The 15,250-nt window shown below is 66.4% G+C and carries 15 protein-coding genes; 5 read left to right on the forward strand and 10 right to left on the reverse strand.

Annotated features, from left to right (window positions below; translation table 11 throughout):
- Positions 1-59: 59 nt before the first annotated feature.
- A complete protein-coding gene (locus CP958_RS18300) occupies positions 60-830 on the forward strand; it encodes a hemerythrin domain-containing protein (RefSeq protein ID WP_096703661.1) in 771 nt (256 codons plus the stop codon).
- Positions 831-868: 38 nt separating this feature from the next.
- Here the strand turns inward: CP958_RS18300 and CP958_RS18305 are convergent, their stop codons facing one another.
- The 10 genes from CP958_RS18305 to CP958_RS18350 form a co-directional block, all read right to left on the reverse strand.
- Positions 869-1,717 carry a glucosaminidase domain-containing protein gene (locus CP958_RS18305; protein WP_096703662.1) on the reverse strand — a complete coding sequence of 283 codons (849 nt, stop codon included), beginning with the start codon at positions 1,715-1,717 and terminating at the stop codon, positions 869-871.
- Positions 1,718-1,963: 246 nt separating this feature from the next.
- Entirely contained in the window at positions 1,964-2,512 is a 549-nt protein-coding gene (locus tag CP958_RS18310; protein WP_096703663.1) for a NifU family protein, read from the reverse strand.
- 208 nt (positions 2,513-2,720) lie between these two features.
- Positions 2,721-3,188, reverse strand: coding sequence for a universal stress protein (locus tag CP958_RS18315; protein ID WP_096703664.1), 468 nt, complete (start codon positions 3,186-3,188; stop codon positions 2,721-2,723).
- Positions 3,189-3,208: 20 nt separating this feature from the next.
- The gene (locus CP958_RS18320) at positions 3,209-3,958 is read right to left on the reverse strand and encodes a TIGR02186 family protein (protein ID WP_096703665.1); all 750 of its coding nucleotides are present in this window, start codon (positions 3,956-3,958) and stop codon (positions 3,209-3,211) included.
- On the reverse strand, positions 3,958-4,884 hold the full coding sequence (locus CP958_RS18325) for a sulfite exporter TauE/SafE family protein (protein WP_096703666.1): 927 nt from the start codon (positions 4,882-4,884) through the stop codon (positions 3,958-3,960). The genes CP958_RS18320 and CP958_RS18325 overlap by 1 nt, the downstream gene beginning before the upstream one ends.
- Before the next feature lie 101 nt (positions 4,885-4,985).
- Entirely contained in the window at positions 4,986-5,978 is a 993-nt protein-coding gene (locus tag CP958_RS18330; protein ID WP_096703667.1) for a DUF2333 family protein, read from the reverse strand.
- Positions 5,975-6,973 (reverse strand): tryptophan--tRNA ligase, encoded by a 999-nt coding sequence (gene trpS, locus CP958_RS18335; RefSeq protein ID WP_096703668.1) that lies wholly within the window; start codon positions 6,971-6,973, stop codon positions 5,975-5,977. The genes CP958_RS18330 and trpS overlap by 4 nt, the downstream gene beginning before the upstream one ends.
- A gap of 63 nt (positions 6,974-7,036) precedes the next feature.
- The gene (gene murJ, locus CP958_RS18340) at positions 7,037-8,584 is read right to left on the reverse strand and encodes a murein biosynthesis integral membrane protein MurJ (RefSeq protein WP_096703669.1); all 1,548 of its coding nucleotides are present in this window, start codon (positions 8,582-8,584) and stop codon (positions 7,037-7,039) included.
- A 39-nt stretch (positions 8,585-8,623) separates the two neighbouring features.
- Positions 8,624-9,127: a GNAT family N-acetyltransferase gene (locus tag CP958_RS18345; RefSeq protein ID WP_096703670.1), complete on the reverse strand. Its 504-nt coding sequence runs from the start codon at positions 9,125-9,127 to the stop codon at positions 8,624-8,626.
- 265 nt (positions 9,128-9,392) lie between these two features.
- Positions 9,393-9,731: a cupredoxin domain-containing protein gene (locus tag CP958_RS18350; protein ID WP_096703671.1), complete on the reverse strand. Its 339-nt coding sequence runs from the start codon at positions 9,729-9,731 to the stop codon at positions 9,393-9,395.
- A gap of 300 nt (positions 9,732-10,031) precedes the next feature.
- Here CP958_RS18350 and CP958_RS18355 point away from each other — a divergent pair, with 300 nt between their 5' ends.
- The 4 genes from CP958_RS18355 to pgi all read left to right on the forward strand — a co-directional run bounded on the left by CP958_RS18355 (position 10,032) and on the right by pgi (position 15,175).
- Positions 10,032-10,556 carry an iron transporter gene (locus CP958_RS18355; RefSeq protein ID WP_347337850.1) on the forward strand — a complete coding sequence of 175 codons (525 nt, stop codon included), beginning with the start codon at positions 10,032-10,034 and terminating at the stop codon, positions 10,554-10,556.
- Positions 10,556-12,031, forward strand: coding sequence for a carbohydrate porin (locus CP958_RS18360; RefSeq protein WP_096703673.1), 1,476 nt, complete (start codon positions 10,556-10,558; stop codon positions 12,029-12,031). Before CP958_RS18355 ends, CP958_RS18360 begins: the two co-directional genes overlap by 1 nt.
- 92 nt (positions 12,032-12,123) lie before the next feature.
- Positions 12,124-13,488, forward strand: a complete 1,365-nt coding sequence (locus CP958_RS18365; protein WP_096703674.1) for a 4Fe-4S binding protein — start codon at positions 12,124-12,126, stop codon at positions 13,486-13,488.
- A 46-nt stretch (positions 13,489-13,534) separates the two neighbouring features.
- A complete protein-coding gene (gene pgi, locus CP958_RS18370) occupies positions 13,535-15,175 on the forward strand; it encodes a glucose-6-phosphate isomerase (RefSeq protein WP_096704172.1) in 1,641 nt (546 codons plus the stop codon).
- Positions 15,176-15,250: the final 75 nt, after the last annotated feature.

Genomic DNA, 15,250 nt, shown 5'->3' on the forward strand with positions numbered 1-15,250 from the left:
GTTCCGGCCACGCCATGGCATCCTGATCTCCACTCCTTGTGATTGCGCGGAAAAGGGCCATGTTCCCGGCGCACAAAATTCCCACCAGCGGCAACCCCCTGATCGACCAGCAGCACGGCCGGCTGACCGAATTGATCCGTCACGCCGTCATGGCGGCACGCGACACGGACAGGGCCGCGCCGTTCGAGGAATCGCTGGCCGAGTTCCGCCGCGCCCTCGCCCACCATTTCGCGGTGGAGAAGGTGATCTTCAGCGGGGCGGGATTCGACGCCGCCAGCGGCCATGAACAGGCGCACGCCATCATCCTCGAGCATCTGGAGGCCGATCTGGCGTCGGTAAAGGATCTGTCGACGGTCCAGGCCCGCCACCGCCTCCTGGAAAAGCTCGAGCGGATTCTGCTGGAGCACGAAATGCTGGAGGATGCCGCCTATTGGGATGCGGTCCGCGCCCATTCCAGCAGCCCGATCCTGAAATGGACCGACCTGATGGTCATCGGGATCGACTGGGTGGACAGCCAGCACCGGCACATGGTCGACTTGCTCAACCAACTGTCACAGGCCGCCCGGACCGGGGATCACCCCACCTGCGCCCGGCTGCTGCAGCAATTCCTCCATCTGACCCACAGCCACTTCGCGGCCGAGGAACGGCACCTGGAGGCCCGGGGCAAACCCCTGTCCCGCCACCGGGCCGACCATGCCCGCATGCTGTCGGGACTGGACGAACTGGCGACGACGGACGGCCATGGCCCCCTCGTCCTGGTGGACCATTATCTACGGTTCTGGGTGATGGAACACATCCTGGGCATCGATCGCCAGGATTTGGCGGTATGAGGCGGGCTTGACGCCCGCCTCACCGGAAACTTCGCCCCTCAGCCCCGCCGGGCCTGAACCCGGCCGAGGTGAGCCTGATCGTAGCGCACCAACTCGTTATGGCGGATCAGGGAGCGGATGGTCTGCACATAGGCATCACCGCGCTCGGAATAGGTGGAGAGCGCCGCCGCCAGGGCATGGCCGTCGGGCCGCACCCCATCGGAACGGGTCTGGGCCCGCACCCGCCGCAATCCCTCATAGGCGCGGTGAGTGTTGAGGTTGTGCACATAGGCGCGCACCGCCTCGTACAGCGTGGTGAAGTTGCGCATGCCGGTGCCGTCGGCGGAAACCTCGACGGTATGGCCGAACAGGTTGCGCGAACGCCGTACCAGTTTCGAGGTGCCCCAGCCGGATTCCTCGGCTGACTGGGCCAGGGCCAGGGACGGCGGCACCACGTCGACGCGGGACAGCAGCTTGCGCAGGTTGCCGTCCTCCACCTCGTAGCGCTCGGCGAGGTCGGCCAGCCAGGCCTGATCCGAAGCGGCGATGTGCAGGCGGTTGGCCTTGCGGTTCATGATGTCGAGCAGACGCGAGCGCTCGGCGGCGATCTCCTCGTCCGCCGCCAGCACCAGGGGCAGCATGACGCGCAGGAACACCGCCTTCTTGCCCTCGATGTCGGGCAGATCGTCGATGTCGCCGGGAATATGGGGAAGGAACAGCGGCGGCACCTCGGCCTGACCGGCCGCCACCGCTTCGAGGCGGTAGCCCATGCGGTCCAGGGCCAGATTGAGGCGAGCAGCACTGCTGACGTCGTCACCGGTAAGAAGGGCGGCCTGCGGCTGCGGCGGGGCCTCCTGAACCTGGGGACGGGCCACCGCGACGGGCGCGGCGGTATTGTGAAGAACCAACCAGTAAAGTCCGCCAACCGCGCCCAGAAGGGCTGCAAAACTGACGACTGTGAAGATTCGGGATCCGATCGACCCGCATCGCATATCGGCCTGCCTCCATTTTGTTGCAGTGCAATATCGACAAAGACCATACCCGAGGCGATTGAGCTAAATCAACCCAAAACCGCCCGATATACGAACATAAACAGAACACGCCCCGGGCCAGGGGCGCGGAGCGTGTCTATTAATCAGTGCAAAAAGAGACGTTTAGTCGACGGCTTGGACGGCCATCACCTCGGGAACATAATACTTCAGCATGTTCTCGATACCGTGCTTCAAGGTGGCGCTGGAGCTGGGGCAGCCCGAGCATGCGCCCTGCAGGTGCAGGTAGACGATGCCGTCCTCGAAGGCGCGGAAGATGATGTCGCCGCCGTCCTGGGCCACGGCCGGACGCACGCGGGTGTCCAGCAGCTCCTTGATCTGCATGACGATTCCGTCGTCGTCGCCCGACGCGGCGGCCGCCTCGGAACCGGGATTGATCACCGGATCGCCGGAATTGAAGTGGTCCATGATGGCCGCCAGCACCTGGGGCTTGACCACCTGCCAGTCGGCGGCATCGGCCTTGCCGACGGTGATGAAGTCGGTGCCGAGGAACACGCTGCCCACGCCGTCGATGGCGAACAGGCGGGTGGCGAGCGGCGAGCCGGCGGCGCGCGAGGAATCGGCGAAGTCGGCGGTACCCTGGCCCATCACCACGGTGCCGGGCAGGAACTTCAGGGTGGCGGGATTGGGGGTGGGTTCGGTCTGGATGAACATGGGGGTCCTTACGCTTCGGAGCACGAAAACTGCCCCTAGTAGATGGCGTCGGCTATCTCCGAGTCAAGGCGTAGGATGAAGCCGGGTTCTCGAGACTCTTTCGACGAACCCATTCATGGGTTCGGAGTTGCGGGCAGGGCCCGGCGCGCCTTATGGCGCGGGAGCCAAGGGCCACGGAGCCGGCCCGCCCGGCGCTTGAGGGGCACACTTAACTAATCGCATCGATCTGCTCGGGCGTCAGACTGCCGGGCACCAGGGTCAGCGGCACCCGCAGCTTGCCGATATACTTGCCGGTCAGCGCCGTCACCAGCGGCCCCGGTCCGCCCGGTCCGGTATCGGCGGCCAGGACCAGCACCGAGATGGAGGGCTCCTCGGCGATCAGGGCGATCAGCTCGTCGCGGGGATTGCCCTCGCGCACATAGAGCACCGGCGTATGGCCGGACATCTGGTTGACGTCGCCGGCCAGGCGGTTGAGCAGTTCCTCGGCCGCCTCGCGCGCTTCGGCGCGCATCAGATTGCCGATGGAGGCGAAATGCTCGTACTCGGTGGGCTCGATCACGCGCAGCAGCGCCACCACCCCGTTGGAGGAATAGGCCCGGCGGCAGGCGAAGCGGAGCGCCGCCTGCATTTCGGGCGAATCGTCCACAACCACCAGGAACACGCGATTGGTCGGCATGATGTCCTCCCCGGAACTGCTCAGGCTTTCTTGAAGACCACCGCCGCCAGCCAGCCGGCCAAGGCGGCCAGCAGAATGGCGATGATGCCGTAGATGGCCGCCTGGTGATGGGCGAAGTCGAAAACATCGGCGCCGACGCCGATCTTGCTGACCACCAGCGGCGTGGTCTGGGCGCTGACCACCTGGCCGCCGGCCATCAGATAGACTTCGACCATGTAGACGCCCACCGGCACGTTGGCGGGAAAGTGCACGTCGGTGCGGAACAGGCGCTGGCTCAGCATGCCGATGTCCAGCACCTTGTCGCCGTACAGCCCCTTCTTCTGGTTGAGGCGGAGCAGCGCCTGACGGTACTGGCCCTGGTCGGCCCCGGTATCCTTGACCCGGATGTCCAGGTCCAGGTGGTCCAGGCCGATCTGGTGGCGGCCCAGGATGGCGGGCGACGCCAGTTGGTCCAGCGGGCGGGTCGAGGCCACCTGATAGAAGGACGGAGCGTTGTCCACCTTGGCGATGCCGGAATTGATCCAGATGCCGGCGGTGCGGTCCTTGCGGCGCAGGGTCTCGGTCTTGTTGGGGCCGCGCACCACCACCACCACGTCGCCCGACTTGCCGCCGTCGACCTCCTCGATGGCGCCGAACAGCAGCACGTCGGTACCGGCGAAACCGGTGGTGATGGCCACCAGATGCTTGGACAGGTCGGCGACCAGCGGCTCGGCGGCCCGGACCGGGGCGGCGGCGGCCAGCAGAACGAGAACGAGCCACAACCTCTTCATCAGTGCTTGCCCCCCGTCCCGGCGGCGAACAGTTCGCCCGGCACCGTGACCATGTCGAAGAGCAGCTTGACGCAGACGCCCAGCACCATCAAGGCCAGCAGCGAGCGCAACTGCTCGCCCTTCAGCTTGACACCGAAACGGGCACCGATCTGGGCGCCGATCACGCCCCCCAGCAGCAGCAGCAGGGCCAGCACCACGTCGACCGTGTGGTTCATGGTCGATTGCAGGAAAGTGGCGTTGGCGGTGACGAAGATGATCTGGAACAGCGAGGTGCCGACCACCACCGCGGTGGGCATGCCCAGCAGGTAGATCATGGCCGGCACCATGATGAAGCCGCCGCCCACCCCCATCAGCGCCGCCAGGATGCCGACGAACAGGCCGATGACGGCGGGGACCACGGCGCTGATATAGAGCTGCGAGCGGCGAAAGCGCATCTTGAACGGCAGGCCGTGCATCCAACTGTGCTGGTGCTTCTTGCGCACCGGAACCGCACCGCCGTTGCGCTTGCTGGCCATCAGCGCCTGGATGCTTTCCACCAGCATCAGCGAGCCGACGATGCCGAGGAAGATGATGTAGCAGAGCGAAATGACCAGATCGATCTGGCCCAGGCCGCGCAGCCATCTGAAGAGATAGACGCCGAGCGTCGAGCCGATGAAGCCGCCCAGCGTCAGGATCAGCCCCATCTTGATGTCCACGTTGCCGCGCCGCCAATGGGCCAGCACGCCCGACACCGACGAGGCGACGATCTGGTTGGCCTCGGTTCCCACCGCCACGGTGGGCGGCACCCCCAGGAAGATCAGCAGCGGAGTCATGAGAAACCCGCCGCCGACCCCGAACAGGCCCGACATGAATCCCACTCCGCCACCCAATCCAAGGATGACGAAGACGTTCACCGACATCTCGGCGATGGGAAGGTAGATCTGCATTCCTTCCGCCCCCTGCCCCATGCGCTCTCACCCGGCGCTTTTGGGGTCCTTTGGTTGTCGCTCCAACCGGGGGCCGATGGCAACAGGAATTTTATGGTTTGCTAATGTTCGGTCTGTTTCAGCGCCGCCAGCAGCTCGGCGGCCTGCATGCGCACCCTGAGCGTGGCATAGCCCTGGGCGGCCAGATGGTTGGGCAGCAGACTGGAATCGGGAGCGGCGCTCCACACCAGCCAGGGCCGCAGGCGGGCGGCGCCGGCCAACTGGTCGACCATGCGGGTCCAGGCCTCCAGTTGGCGACGGTCGGCCAGCACCTTCTCGAAATCGCGGCCCAGTTCGCGCAGCACGACGGAATAGGCGTAAAGCCGGCCCTTGTTGCCGTAGAACACCCCGTCGACGCTGAAATCCAGCAGTACCGGGCGCCCGGCGGCCAGATGGTGGTCGATGGCCTCGGTGACCTCGTCCAGATCGCGGATCAGCGCCTCGACCAGGGCGGCCAGCGCCTCGGGCTTGCGCTCGAACGAGGCCGAGCCGGCGGCCACCAGATCATTGTAGAGATCGAGCGAACGCTGGGCATTGCGGTACTGCTTCTCCGCCGAGGCGGTGGGCAGCCAGGACTTACGAGTATCGAACTTCCACACCGTGCCGGGATACTTCAAGAGCCCGGCGGCGTGGTTGAGGTTGACGTCGGCGCCGTTAGGCCCGAAGGCCACGCCCTTCTCGGCATTCAGGGCGCCGACCATGCGGGCCAGACCGCCGACCAGACCCAGCTGGAAGGCCGGCATGTCGCGCAGCCAGGCGCCGGGCATGAAGAACGGATCGTTGGCGTGCCACTTGTTGACGTCCAGCTCGCGGGTGATCAGGGCAGCCACCACCGCCACGCCGCGCGAGCGGGGCGCCGTCACGGTTCCCGACGCGAAGTCGGGATTGTCGTCCACCTTGCTGATCACCACCATGGCGACGGGGAACACCAGCACCACCACGATGGCGAAGGCCCACAGCACGAAACGGCGCGACGGATGGCGCAGCACCGCCGCCACCCCGGCCAGGGCGGCGGCGATGCCGTTCAGCAGGGTTTCGGCAAGGCGCTGGGTCACGGCCGCAGGAACCCGACGATGTCGTAGACGTCCCGGATGATCGGCGCGGCGATGGCGTCGGCCCGCTCGGCGCCCTTCCGCAGGATGGCGTCGATATGGGCGGGATCGGTCATCAGGCGCTTCATCTCGGTGTTGATGGGACCCAGCACGGCGACGGCCAGATCCACCAGTTCCTTCTTGAACTCCGAGAACTGCCGGCCCTCGAACTGGCGGACCACCTGGACCTTCTCCTTGTCGGACAGGGCGGCGTAGATGCCCAGCAGATTGGAGGCCTCGGGGCGGCCTTCAAGCCCCTCCATGGTGCCGGGCAGCGGCTCGAGATCGGTCTTGGCCTTGCGGATCTTGAGAGCGATGGCGTCGGCATCGTCGGTCATGTTGATGCGCGAGTAATCGGACTCGTCCGACTTGCTCATCTTCTTGGCGCCGTCGCGCAGGCTCATGATGCGCGCCGCCTCGGGCGGAATGATGGGCTCGGGCAGCGGGAAGAAGTCGACGCCGAAATCGTTGTTGAACTTCTGGCCGGTGTCGCGGGCCAGTTCCAGATGCTGCTTCTGGTCCTCGCCCACCGGCACGTGGGTGGCCTTGTAGGTCAGGATGTCGGCGCTCATCAGGTTGGGATAGGCGAACAGCCCGACCGAGGCGTTCTCCTTGTGCTTGCCCGCCTTGTCCTTGAACTGGGTCATGCGGTTCAGCCAGCCCATGCGCGCCACGCAATTGAAAATCCAGGCCAGCTGGGCGTGGGCGGGAACCATGGACTGGTTGAAGACGATGTGCTTGGAGGCGTCGACGCCGGCGGCGATCATGCCGGCGGTGACCTCGCGGATGTTGCGGGTCAGCTCCTTGGGGTCCTGCCACAGGGTGATGGCATGCATGTCGACGATGCAGAAGATGCACTCGTACTCGTCCTGAAGCCGCACCCAGTTACGGATGGCGCCCAGGTAATTGCCGAGATGGAGGTTACCGGTGGGCTGGACGCCGGAAAAGATGCGCTTCATGACGAGGAATGACTCCGGGAAAAGAATTTCAGGGGCTCAGGTATACTCCCTGGCCCGCCCAAATCAACCCCGCTTCCTTCGCACCATACCCTTGATTTCACCCAGGCTCAGCGCACCGAGCAGTTGGGCCGCCGCCAGGAAGGCCACGGCGCCCAGCGCCACCAGCCCGGCCAGGATGCCCACCGCCATCAACTGTCCCTGGGCCAGCGGCCACAGGGCCAGCTTGCCCCCCCACAGCGCCCCGGCCATCACGGCGCAGGCGGCGACGATGCGCGGCGCCTTGGATTTCAGCCGCTCGTCCACGGTGAAGTAGCCGCGCCGGGCCAGCAGCACGCCTAAGATGACCACGTTGGCCCAGGCGGCGACGGCGGTGGCCAGCGCCATGCCCACATGGCCCAGCGGCTTGGCCAGCGAGAGGTTGAGAACGACGTTGAGCACCATGGCGACGCCCGCCACCCGCACCGGCGTGCCGGTATCCTCGCGGGCGAAGAAGCCGGGCACCAGCACCTTGACCAGCACGTAGGCCGGCAGGCCGATGGCGAAGGCCACCAGGGCGGATGCGGTCGCCGCCGTCTCGTTGGGACCGAACGAGCCGCGCTCGAACAGTACCCGGATCACCGGAGCGGCGATGACCATCAGGGCCACGGCGGCCGGCAGGGTCAGCGCCAGCCCCAGTTCCATGGCGCGGTTCTGGCTGGTGCGGGCGGCTTGCGCCTCACCGGCCTTCAACTGGCGCGACAAGGTGGGCAGCAGGGCGGTGCCGATGGCGATGCCCACCACGCCGAGTGGCAACTGGTTGACCCGGTCGGCGTAGTTGAGGTAGCTGACCGCGCCGTCGGCCACGGTGGAGGCGATCATGGTGTTGATCACCAGATTGACCTGATAGACCCCGGCGCCCACCGCGCCGGGCACGATGCGCTTGAACAGCAGCTTGACCTCGGGGGTGAGGCGCGGACGCACCGGGCCGAGGCCCATGCCGGCGCGGCGCGCCGAGCGGGCCAGCCAGACGAACTGCACCACGCCGGCGGCGAAGGTGCCCCAGGCCATGGCATGGCCGGCGGTCTCGGTATAGGGCACCAGGAACCACAACCCGGCCATGGAGGTGAGGTTGAGCAGTACCGGCGTGGCGGCGGCCGCCGCGAAACGGCCCACCGAGTTCAACACTCCGGCCTGCAGCGACACCAGCGAGATGAACAGCAGATAGGGAAAGCAGATGCGCGAGAAGTCCACCGCCAGCGCCATCTTGCCCGGCACCGAATCGAAGCCCGGCGCCAGGCCGTAGATGGCCCAGGGCATACCCAGTTCCATCACCGCCACGAACAGGGCGAGCACCAGGGTCATCACCGCAAAGGACTGTTCGGCGAAGCGGCGCGCCGCCTCGGTTCCCTCGGCGGTCATCTTGCCGGTGAACAGCGGCACGAAGGCGGCGTTGAAGGCGCCCTCGGCGAACAGCGAGCGGAACAGGTTGGGAAAGCGGAAAGCCACGAAGAACGCGTCGGCCACCGCGCCGGCACCCAGGAAATGGGCGATCATCATCTCGCGCATCAGGCCGGTGACCCGCGACAGCATGGTGAAGCCGCCGACCGTGGCGATGGAACGGAACAGACTCATGGCCGCACTATTGGCGCAAGCCCTCGCCGACGCAAGGGGTCATGCCCTCAGGGTCAACTGAAAGCACTGCTCGGTGACCGGCTTGCCCCAGGTCTCGCCGGTCAGCTCCTGGGTCAGGGTGAAACCGCGCGCCTCGTAAAGCCGCCGCGCCGCGTGCAGCCCGGCGAAGGTCCACAGATGCACCGAGGCGAAACCCTTGTCGCGGCAGAATTCCAGGGCGGTATCGAGCAGGCGCGAACCCGCCCCCATGCCCTGGCGGTTGGGATCGACCATGAACCAGCGCAGATGCGCCCCGGCCTCCAGCCCCTTGGCCCCGTCGATGGCCACCGAGCCGACCATGCGCTCGCGGGAATCCACGGCGCACCATAGCTGGCTGGCGAAGCGATGGCGGTCGCGCACGAAAGCGGCCAGCTCGCCGGCCACCTTGGCCTCGAAATAGGGGCCGAAATTCCAGTGAAGGGCGTAATAGCGGGAATGCATGGCCACGATGTCGCCGATGGCTCCCGGCTGCCATCCGGCCACGATCTCGACTTCGTCCCTCATGTCATCCCTCCCGGCCGTGTCGGCAAATCCTGACACGGCCGGACGAGGATGACTACAGGAGCCAAAGGCCGAGCAGCCAATAGGCGCCGCCGGGCAAGGCGGCGATCAGCAGGTTGGCGGAAAGATCATTCATGGCCCAATCCTCCCCGAGGCTGACAATAACCACATTTCTTGTACGGCTATTAAGCACCTGCGGGCGACGCAATGCGACGGCTCATCCGTATTAAGGTCAAGACCCCAAAGACCCGCCTATTTCAAGGCCCGCCTATTTGGCGACGATGATCCCCTTGGCGGTGGCCGCGTGATACTCGCCGAAGAACGGATATTCGCCGGGATCGACCTTGCCCAGCACCACCCGGATCTCGCCGCCGGGAAAGACGATCTTTTCGCGCCGAAGCGGCACGCATTCGAATTCCTCGGGCTCTGCATCCTCGTTCCGGATCAGCAGGACGACCTTGGTCCTGGCCGGAATTTCCAGGCGCTCCGGGCTGAAGCGATGATCCTTGATGGTCAGCTTGACCAGAACCTCGTCGGCGGCGCGCGCGCCGGGAATCCACAAGGCGAGCAACAGGACCGGAAGGACGAGACGGAGAATGGCGGGCATGGCTGACCTCTGACCAATTTGAGAGCGCTTCGCATTCTCATACTCAAGTTCTAACGCTTTGTCCAGGCCGGGATTATGGAAATTCGTTCACGACAAGCTAATCCATTGTTTTTCCTGTGGTTACTCCGGCACGCCCATCTGGACCGGGCGCCGGGGCCTAATCCGGAAGAAAATTGCGGCTGTTGACAGGCCCCTGCGAAAGGGCTAGGACAGCAAATGCGAGTCACTTGCATTTGCAGCTTTATCCTTGCAGAGGCCCCCATGATCAAACGCCAGACCATTCTTCCCGCCCTCGCCGTCATGGCGGGACTGTTCGCCGCTTCCACCCCGGCCCTGGCGGTGGAATATCCCCTCGGCCCGCCCGAGAACCGCTACGGCATGGAGATCGGCGCCGTCTATCTCCAGGCGGTGCGTATGGAGCCCGACGGGATGATGGCCCAGCCCGAGCAGTCGGACATCCACATCGAGGCCGACATCCACGCCCTGCAGGGCAACCCCAACGGCTACCCCGAGGGGTTCTGGATTCCCTATCTGCTGGTGACCTATGAACTGGTCAAGGAAGACACCGGCGAGGTGATCAAGGGCGAGATGATGCCCATGGTGGCCAGCGACGGCCCCCATTACGGCGACAACGTCAAGATGAAGGGGGCCGGCAAGTACAAGGCGACCTACACCATCTACCCCCCCAACGCCCCCGAGAACCATGCCGGCAAGCATTACGGCCGCCACACCGACCGCGCCACCGGCGTGCGTCCGTGGTTCCAGCCGTTCAAGCTGAGCTGGGACTTCGTCTATGCCGGCGTCGGCAAGAAGGGCGGCTACTGATGAAGGCCCGTTCCATCGTCACGGCGGCCGCGATCGGCATGATCGCCGCCGCCCCAGCCTGGGCCGCGCCACCCAAGGAACCCGGCAACGCCGAGTTGCTGGCCGAGATCAAGCGCCTCGCCGCCCGCGTCGAGGAACTGGAGCGCAAGAAGCCGGTCGCCGCCGATACCGAGCAGCGCATCGAAAAGCTGGAGCAGCACAACGCCGCCATGGAAAAGGCCATGGATGAACCGACCATCAGCGAGACCGAGCCGCAGATCGCCGCCCGCCTCAAGGCGGCCGAATCCGAGGTGTTGTCCTACAAGAAGGGCTCCAAGATCATCGACGTGCTGGGCGGCATCAAGGTGGGCGCCGGCATGACCATGGTCGGCCAGAATCTGGCCGGCCAGCAGTTGGACAAGGAAAGCCAGCTCAACTGGCGCGGCGACGTCACCCTGACCATTCCCGGCGGCACCATCGGCGACAACAAGGGCACCATCTACACCCATATGCGCATGGGCCAGGGCCGCGGCGTGGGCACGGTGAACAATTCCTACGCCTCGCTCAACGCCACCGCCTTCCAGCGTCCCGGCGCCGACAATTCCGACGCCGCCATCGATCTGGTCCAGGCCTGGTACCAGTTCGACATGCCGCTGGGCGGCGACGCCAAGACCGCCAAGAGCCATCTGGAGATCACGGCGGGCAAGATGGACCCGTTCGGCTTCTTCGACCAGAACGCGGTGGCCAACGACGAGACCCGGTTCTTCATGAACTCGGCCCTGGTCCACAACCCGCTGCTGGACGCCGGCGGCGATATCGGCGTCGACGGCCTGGGCTTCTCTCCCGGTCTGCGGATGGCCTATGTCAACGAGGCCGACAAGTCGCAGGTCTGGCGTCTGCAGGCCGGCATTTTCGAGACCGGCGACGGCGCCGCGTTCCAGAATTCCACCGACTTCCCCTTCCGCATCGTCCAGGCGGAGACCACCCAGCGCTTCTTCGGCGGCCTGGACGGCAATTACCGCGTCTACGGCTGGATGAACGACCGCGCCGCCAACTTCGACAACCGGCGGGCCAAGCATGCCGGCGTCGGCCTCAGCTTCGACCAGAAGGTGGACGATTACATCACCGTGTTCGGCCGCTACGGCTATGAGGTGAAGGGCGACCCCCGCTTCGACCAGAGCGCCAGCCTGGGCGGCGAGATCAACGGCTCGTACTGGGGCCGCGGGGCCGATGGTCTCGGCCTCGGCCTAGTGGCGTCGCACCTCTCCAAGGCCTTCCGCGACCAGTCGGCGACGCTCGACAACGACAGTGATGGCAGCCCCGATTTCGGCTACAAGGCCGTGGCCTTCGAGCAGTTGGCGGAAGTCTACTACCGCTACCGGGTGATGCCGCGCTTCGAGCTGACGCCGGACTTCCAGGTCATCCGCCATGCGGGCGGCGACCCGTCCAGCGCCGTGGCCTATGCCGTGGGATTGCGAGGCCAGCTGACCTACTAGCCATGCAACGCCCGGCGCGTCGTTCCGAAAATTTCATCTCGGCCATGCCCCGCTCCGCGCGGGGCATGGTCATGTCTCGTTGAGGACCAGCCATGAACGCCATTCCGCCCCGCCCCGCTCCGCTGGCCGCCATCGGCCACTTCCTGGCCCGCCATTCCCGGGCCATCCAGGTGGCGCAATGGCTGATGGTGGTCATCTATCTCGCCCTGGTGACCGTCCCGGCCTTCCTGCCGGTGCCCGACGATTCCAAGCATATCTGGGACGATCTGGTGCTGTTCGCCCAGTTCGCCTTCTGGGGGGTGTGGTGGCCCTTCGTCATGGTCAGCATGCTGGTGATGGGCCGTGCCTGGTGCGGCCTGTTCTGCCCCGAGGGCACCATGACCGAATGGGTCAGCCGCCACGGCCTGGGCCGCGCCATTCCCGCCTGGCTGCGCTGGAAGGGCTGGCCGTTCGTCGCCTTTGTCTGCACCACGGTCTACGGCCAGATGATCACCGTCTACGAGTATCCCAAGGCGGCGCTGCTGATCCTCGGCGCCTCGACGGTGATGGCGCTGGGTATCGGCCTGGTCTACGGGCGGGGCAAGCGGGTGTGGTGCCGTTATCTCTGCCCGGCCAGCGGGGTGTTCTCGCTGCTGTCGCGCCTCGCCCCCGTCCATTTCGGCGTCGACGCCGAGGCCTGGAAGGCGGCGCCGCGCACCCACGCGGTGAACTGCGCCACCCTGGTGGACGTGCGCGCCATGACCGGCGGCGGCTCGTGCCATATGTGCGGCCGCTGTTCCGGCCATCGCGGCGCGGTGGAGCTGCAGCCCCGCCTGCCCGGCGCCGAGATCGCCTCCCTTCCCGCCCGCGAGGTCTCGGCCTGGGACATCATCTTGCTGCTGTTCGGGGTCATGGGGGTGGCGACCGGAGCGTTCCAATGGTCGGGCTCGCCGCTGTTCATCGAGCTGAAGCAGGGGCTGGCCGCCATCCTGGTCGATCATCATCTCACCTTTCCCATGACCGAGACCCTGCCCTGGTGGCTGCTGACCAATTCCGAGGAGACCGGCGAGGCCTTCACCCTGCTGGACGGCTTCTGCATCCTCGCCTACATGGGCGGCGCCTCGCTGCTGTTCGGCGGAATCGGGCTGGCCGGGCTGGCCGCCGCCGCCCGGGTGCTGGGCCGCCCCGGCCTGCTGTGGCGGCTGGGCTATGGGCTGGTGCCGGCCGGAGCGGTCGGCCTGATCGTCGGCCTGTCGGCCATGACGCTGACCCAGCTCACCACCGAGGGCGTGTTCCTCCCCTGGGTGCCCGACGCCCGCGCCGGGCTGCTGATCGGCGGCCTGGCGTGGAGCGCGGTGCTGCTGTGGCGCTCGCTGCCCGCCGCCGCCCCGATCCGCCGCGTGGCGGCCTGGGGCCTGGGGCTGGCCGGAGCCTTCGCCCAGATCGGTATGTGGGGGGTGTTCTTCTTCGTCTGGTAGGGTATAGGATTCCTCCCCTGGGAAAGCTATGGCAGGGGGAATGGAAATGGTGCATCCGGTTGGGCTTCCCGCCTGGAAGGACCTCGAGGCGCTGGCCGCCACCACCGGCCGGCGCCCCATGCGCGAGATGTTCGCCGAGGATTCCGGCCGCTTCGAGCGCTTCTCGGCGCGGCTGGGCGACCTGCTGCTCGATTATTCCAAGAACCGCATCGACGCCGAGGTGATGGCCGCGCTGGTGCGCCTGGCCGGGCAGGCGGGGCTGGCCGAGGCCCGCGAGGCCATGTTCGCCGGCGCCAGGATCAATGCCACCGAGCACCGCGCCGTGCTGCACACCGCCCTCAGGAACCGTTCGGGCCGCCCGGTGGTGCTGGACGGCCGCGACGTGATGCCCGACGTGCGCGCCGCGCTCGACCGCATGAGGACGTTCGCCGGGCGGGTGCGCTCCGGCGAGTGGCGGGGGGCCACCGGCCGGCCCATCCGCAGCGTGGTCAATATCGGCATCGGCGGCTCGGACCTGGGGCCGGTGATGGTCACCGAGGCGCTGAAGCCCTATCAGAAGGACGATCTTCAGGTCCGTTTCATCTCCAACGTGGACGGCAGCCACGCCGCCGAGGTGCTGAAGCTCTGCGATCCCGAGACCACCCTGTTCATCGTGGCGTCCAAGACCTTCACCACCCAGGAGACCATCGCCAACGCCCGCACCTGCCGGGCCTGGCTGGTGGAGAAGCTGGGCGACGACGCCATCGCCGCCCATTTCGTGGCGCTGTCCACCAATACCAGGGCGGTGGCCGAGTTCGGCATCGACACCGCCAACATGTTCGAGTTCTGGGACTGGGTGGGCGGCCGCTATTCCCTGTGGTCGGCCATCGGCCTGTCCATCGCCGTGGCGGTGGGCTTCGAGCATTTCGAGCGCCTGCTGGACGGCGGCCATGCCATGGACGAGCATTTCCGCACCGCGCCTCCGGAGGCCAACCTGCCGGTCATCCTGGCGCTGATCGGCATCTGGAACGCCAACTTCCTCGGCGCGGAATCCTATGCCGTGCTGCCCTACGACCAGTACCTGCACCGCCTGCCCGCCTATCTCCAGCAACTGGACATGGAAAGCAACGGCAAGGGCACCGCCACCGACGGCGCCACGGTGGCCTGGGGCACCGGCCCCATCGTGTTCGGCGAGCCGGGCACCAACGGCCAGCACGCCTTCTACCAGTTGATCCACCAGGGAACCCGCCTGATCCCCTGCGACTTCCTGGCCGCCGCCCATACCCATAATCCCCTGGGCGAGCACCATCTGATGCTGCTGTCCAACGTGCTGGCCCAGGCCGAGGCGCTGATGAGGGGCAAGACCGAGGCCGAGGCCCGCGCCGAACTGGCCAAGGCCGGCATGGACGAGGCGGAGATCGCCCGTCAGGTGCCGCACCGGGTATTCCCCGGCAACCGCCCCAGCAACACCTTGCTTTATCCCCGACTGGACCCGTTCACCCTGGGCATGCTGATCGCCCTTTACGAACACAAGGTGTTCGTCCAGGGGGTGATCTGGGACGTCCACAGCTTCGACCAGTGGGGGGTGGAGCTGGGCAAGATGCTGGCCAAGGCCATCCTGCCGGAGCTTTCCCCCGGCAATACAATCGGCGGCCACGATTGCTCGACCGCCGGGTTGATCAAAGCTGTACGGAGTATGCGGCAATAACCGCCAACTAATGGCCGGCCACTGGTCTTACCAGGGATCTTCCGGTATTTCGGCTGGCATCGGCCCATGTGAACC

The sequence above is a fragment of the Magnetospirillum sp. 15-1 genome (assembly GCF_900184795.1).
GTDB lineage: Bacteria > Pseudomonadota > Alphaproteobacteria > Rhodospirillales > Magnetospirillaceae > Phaeospirillum.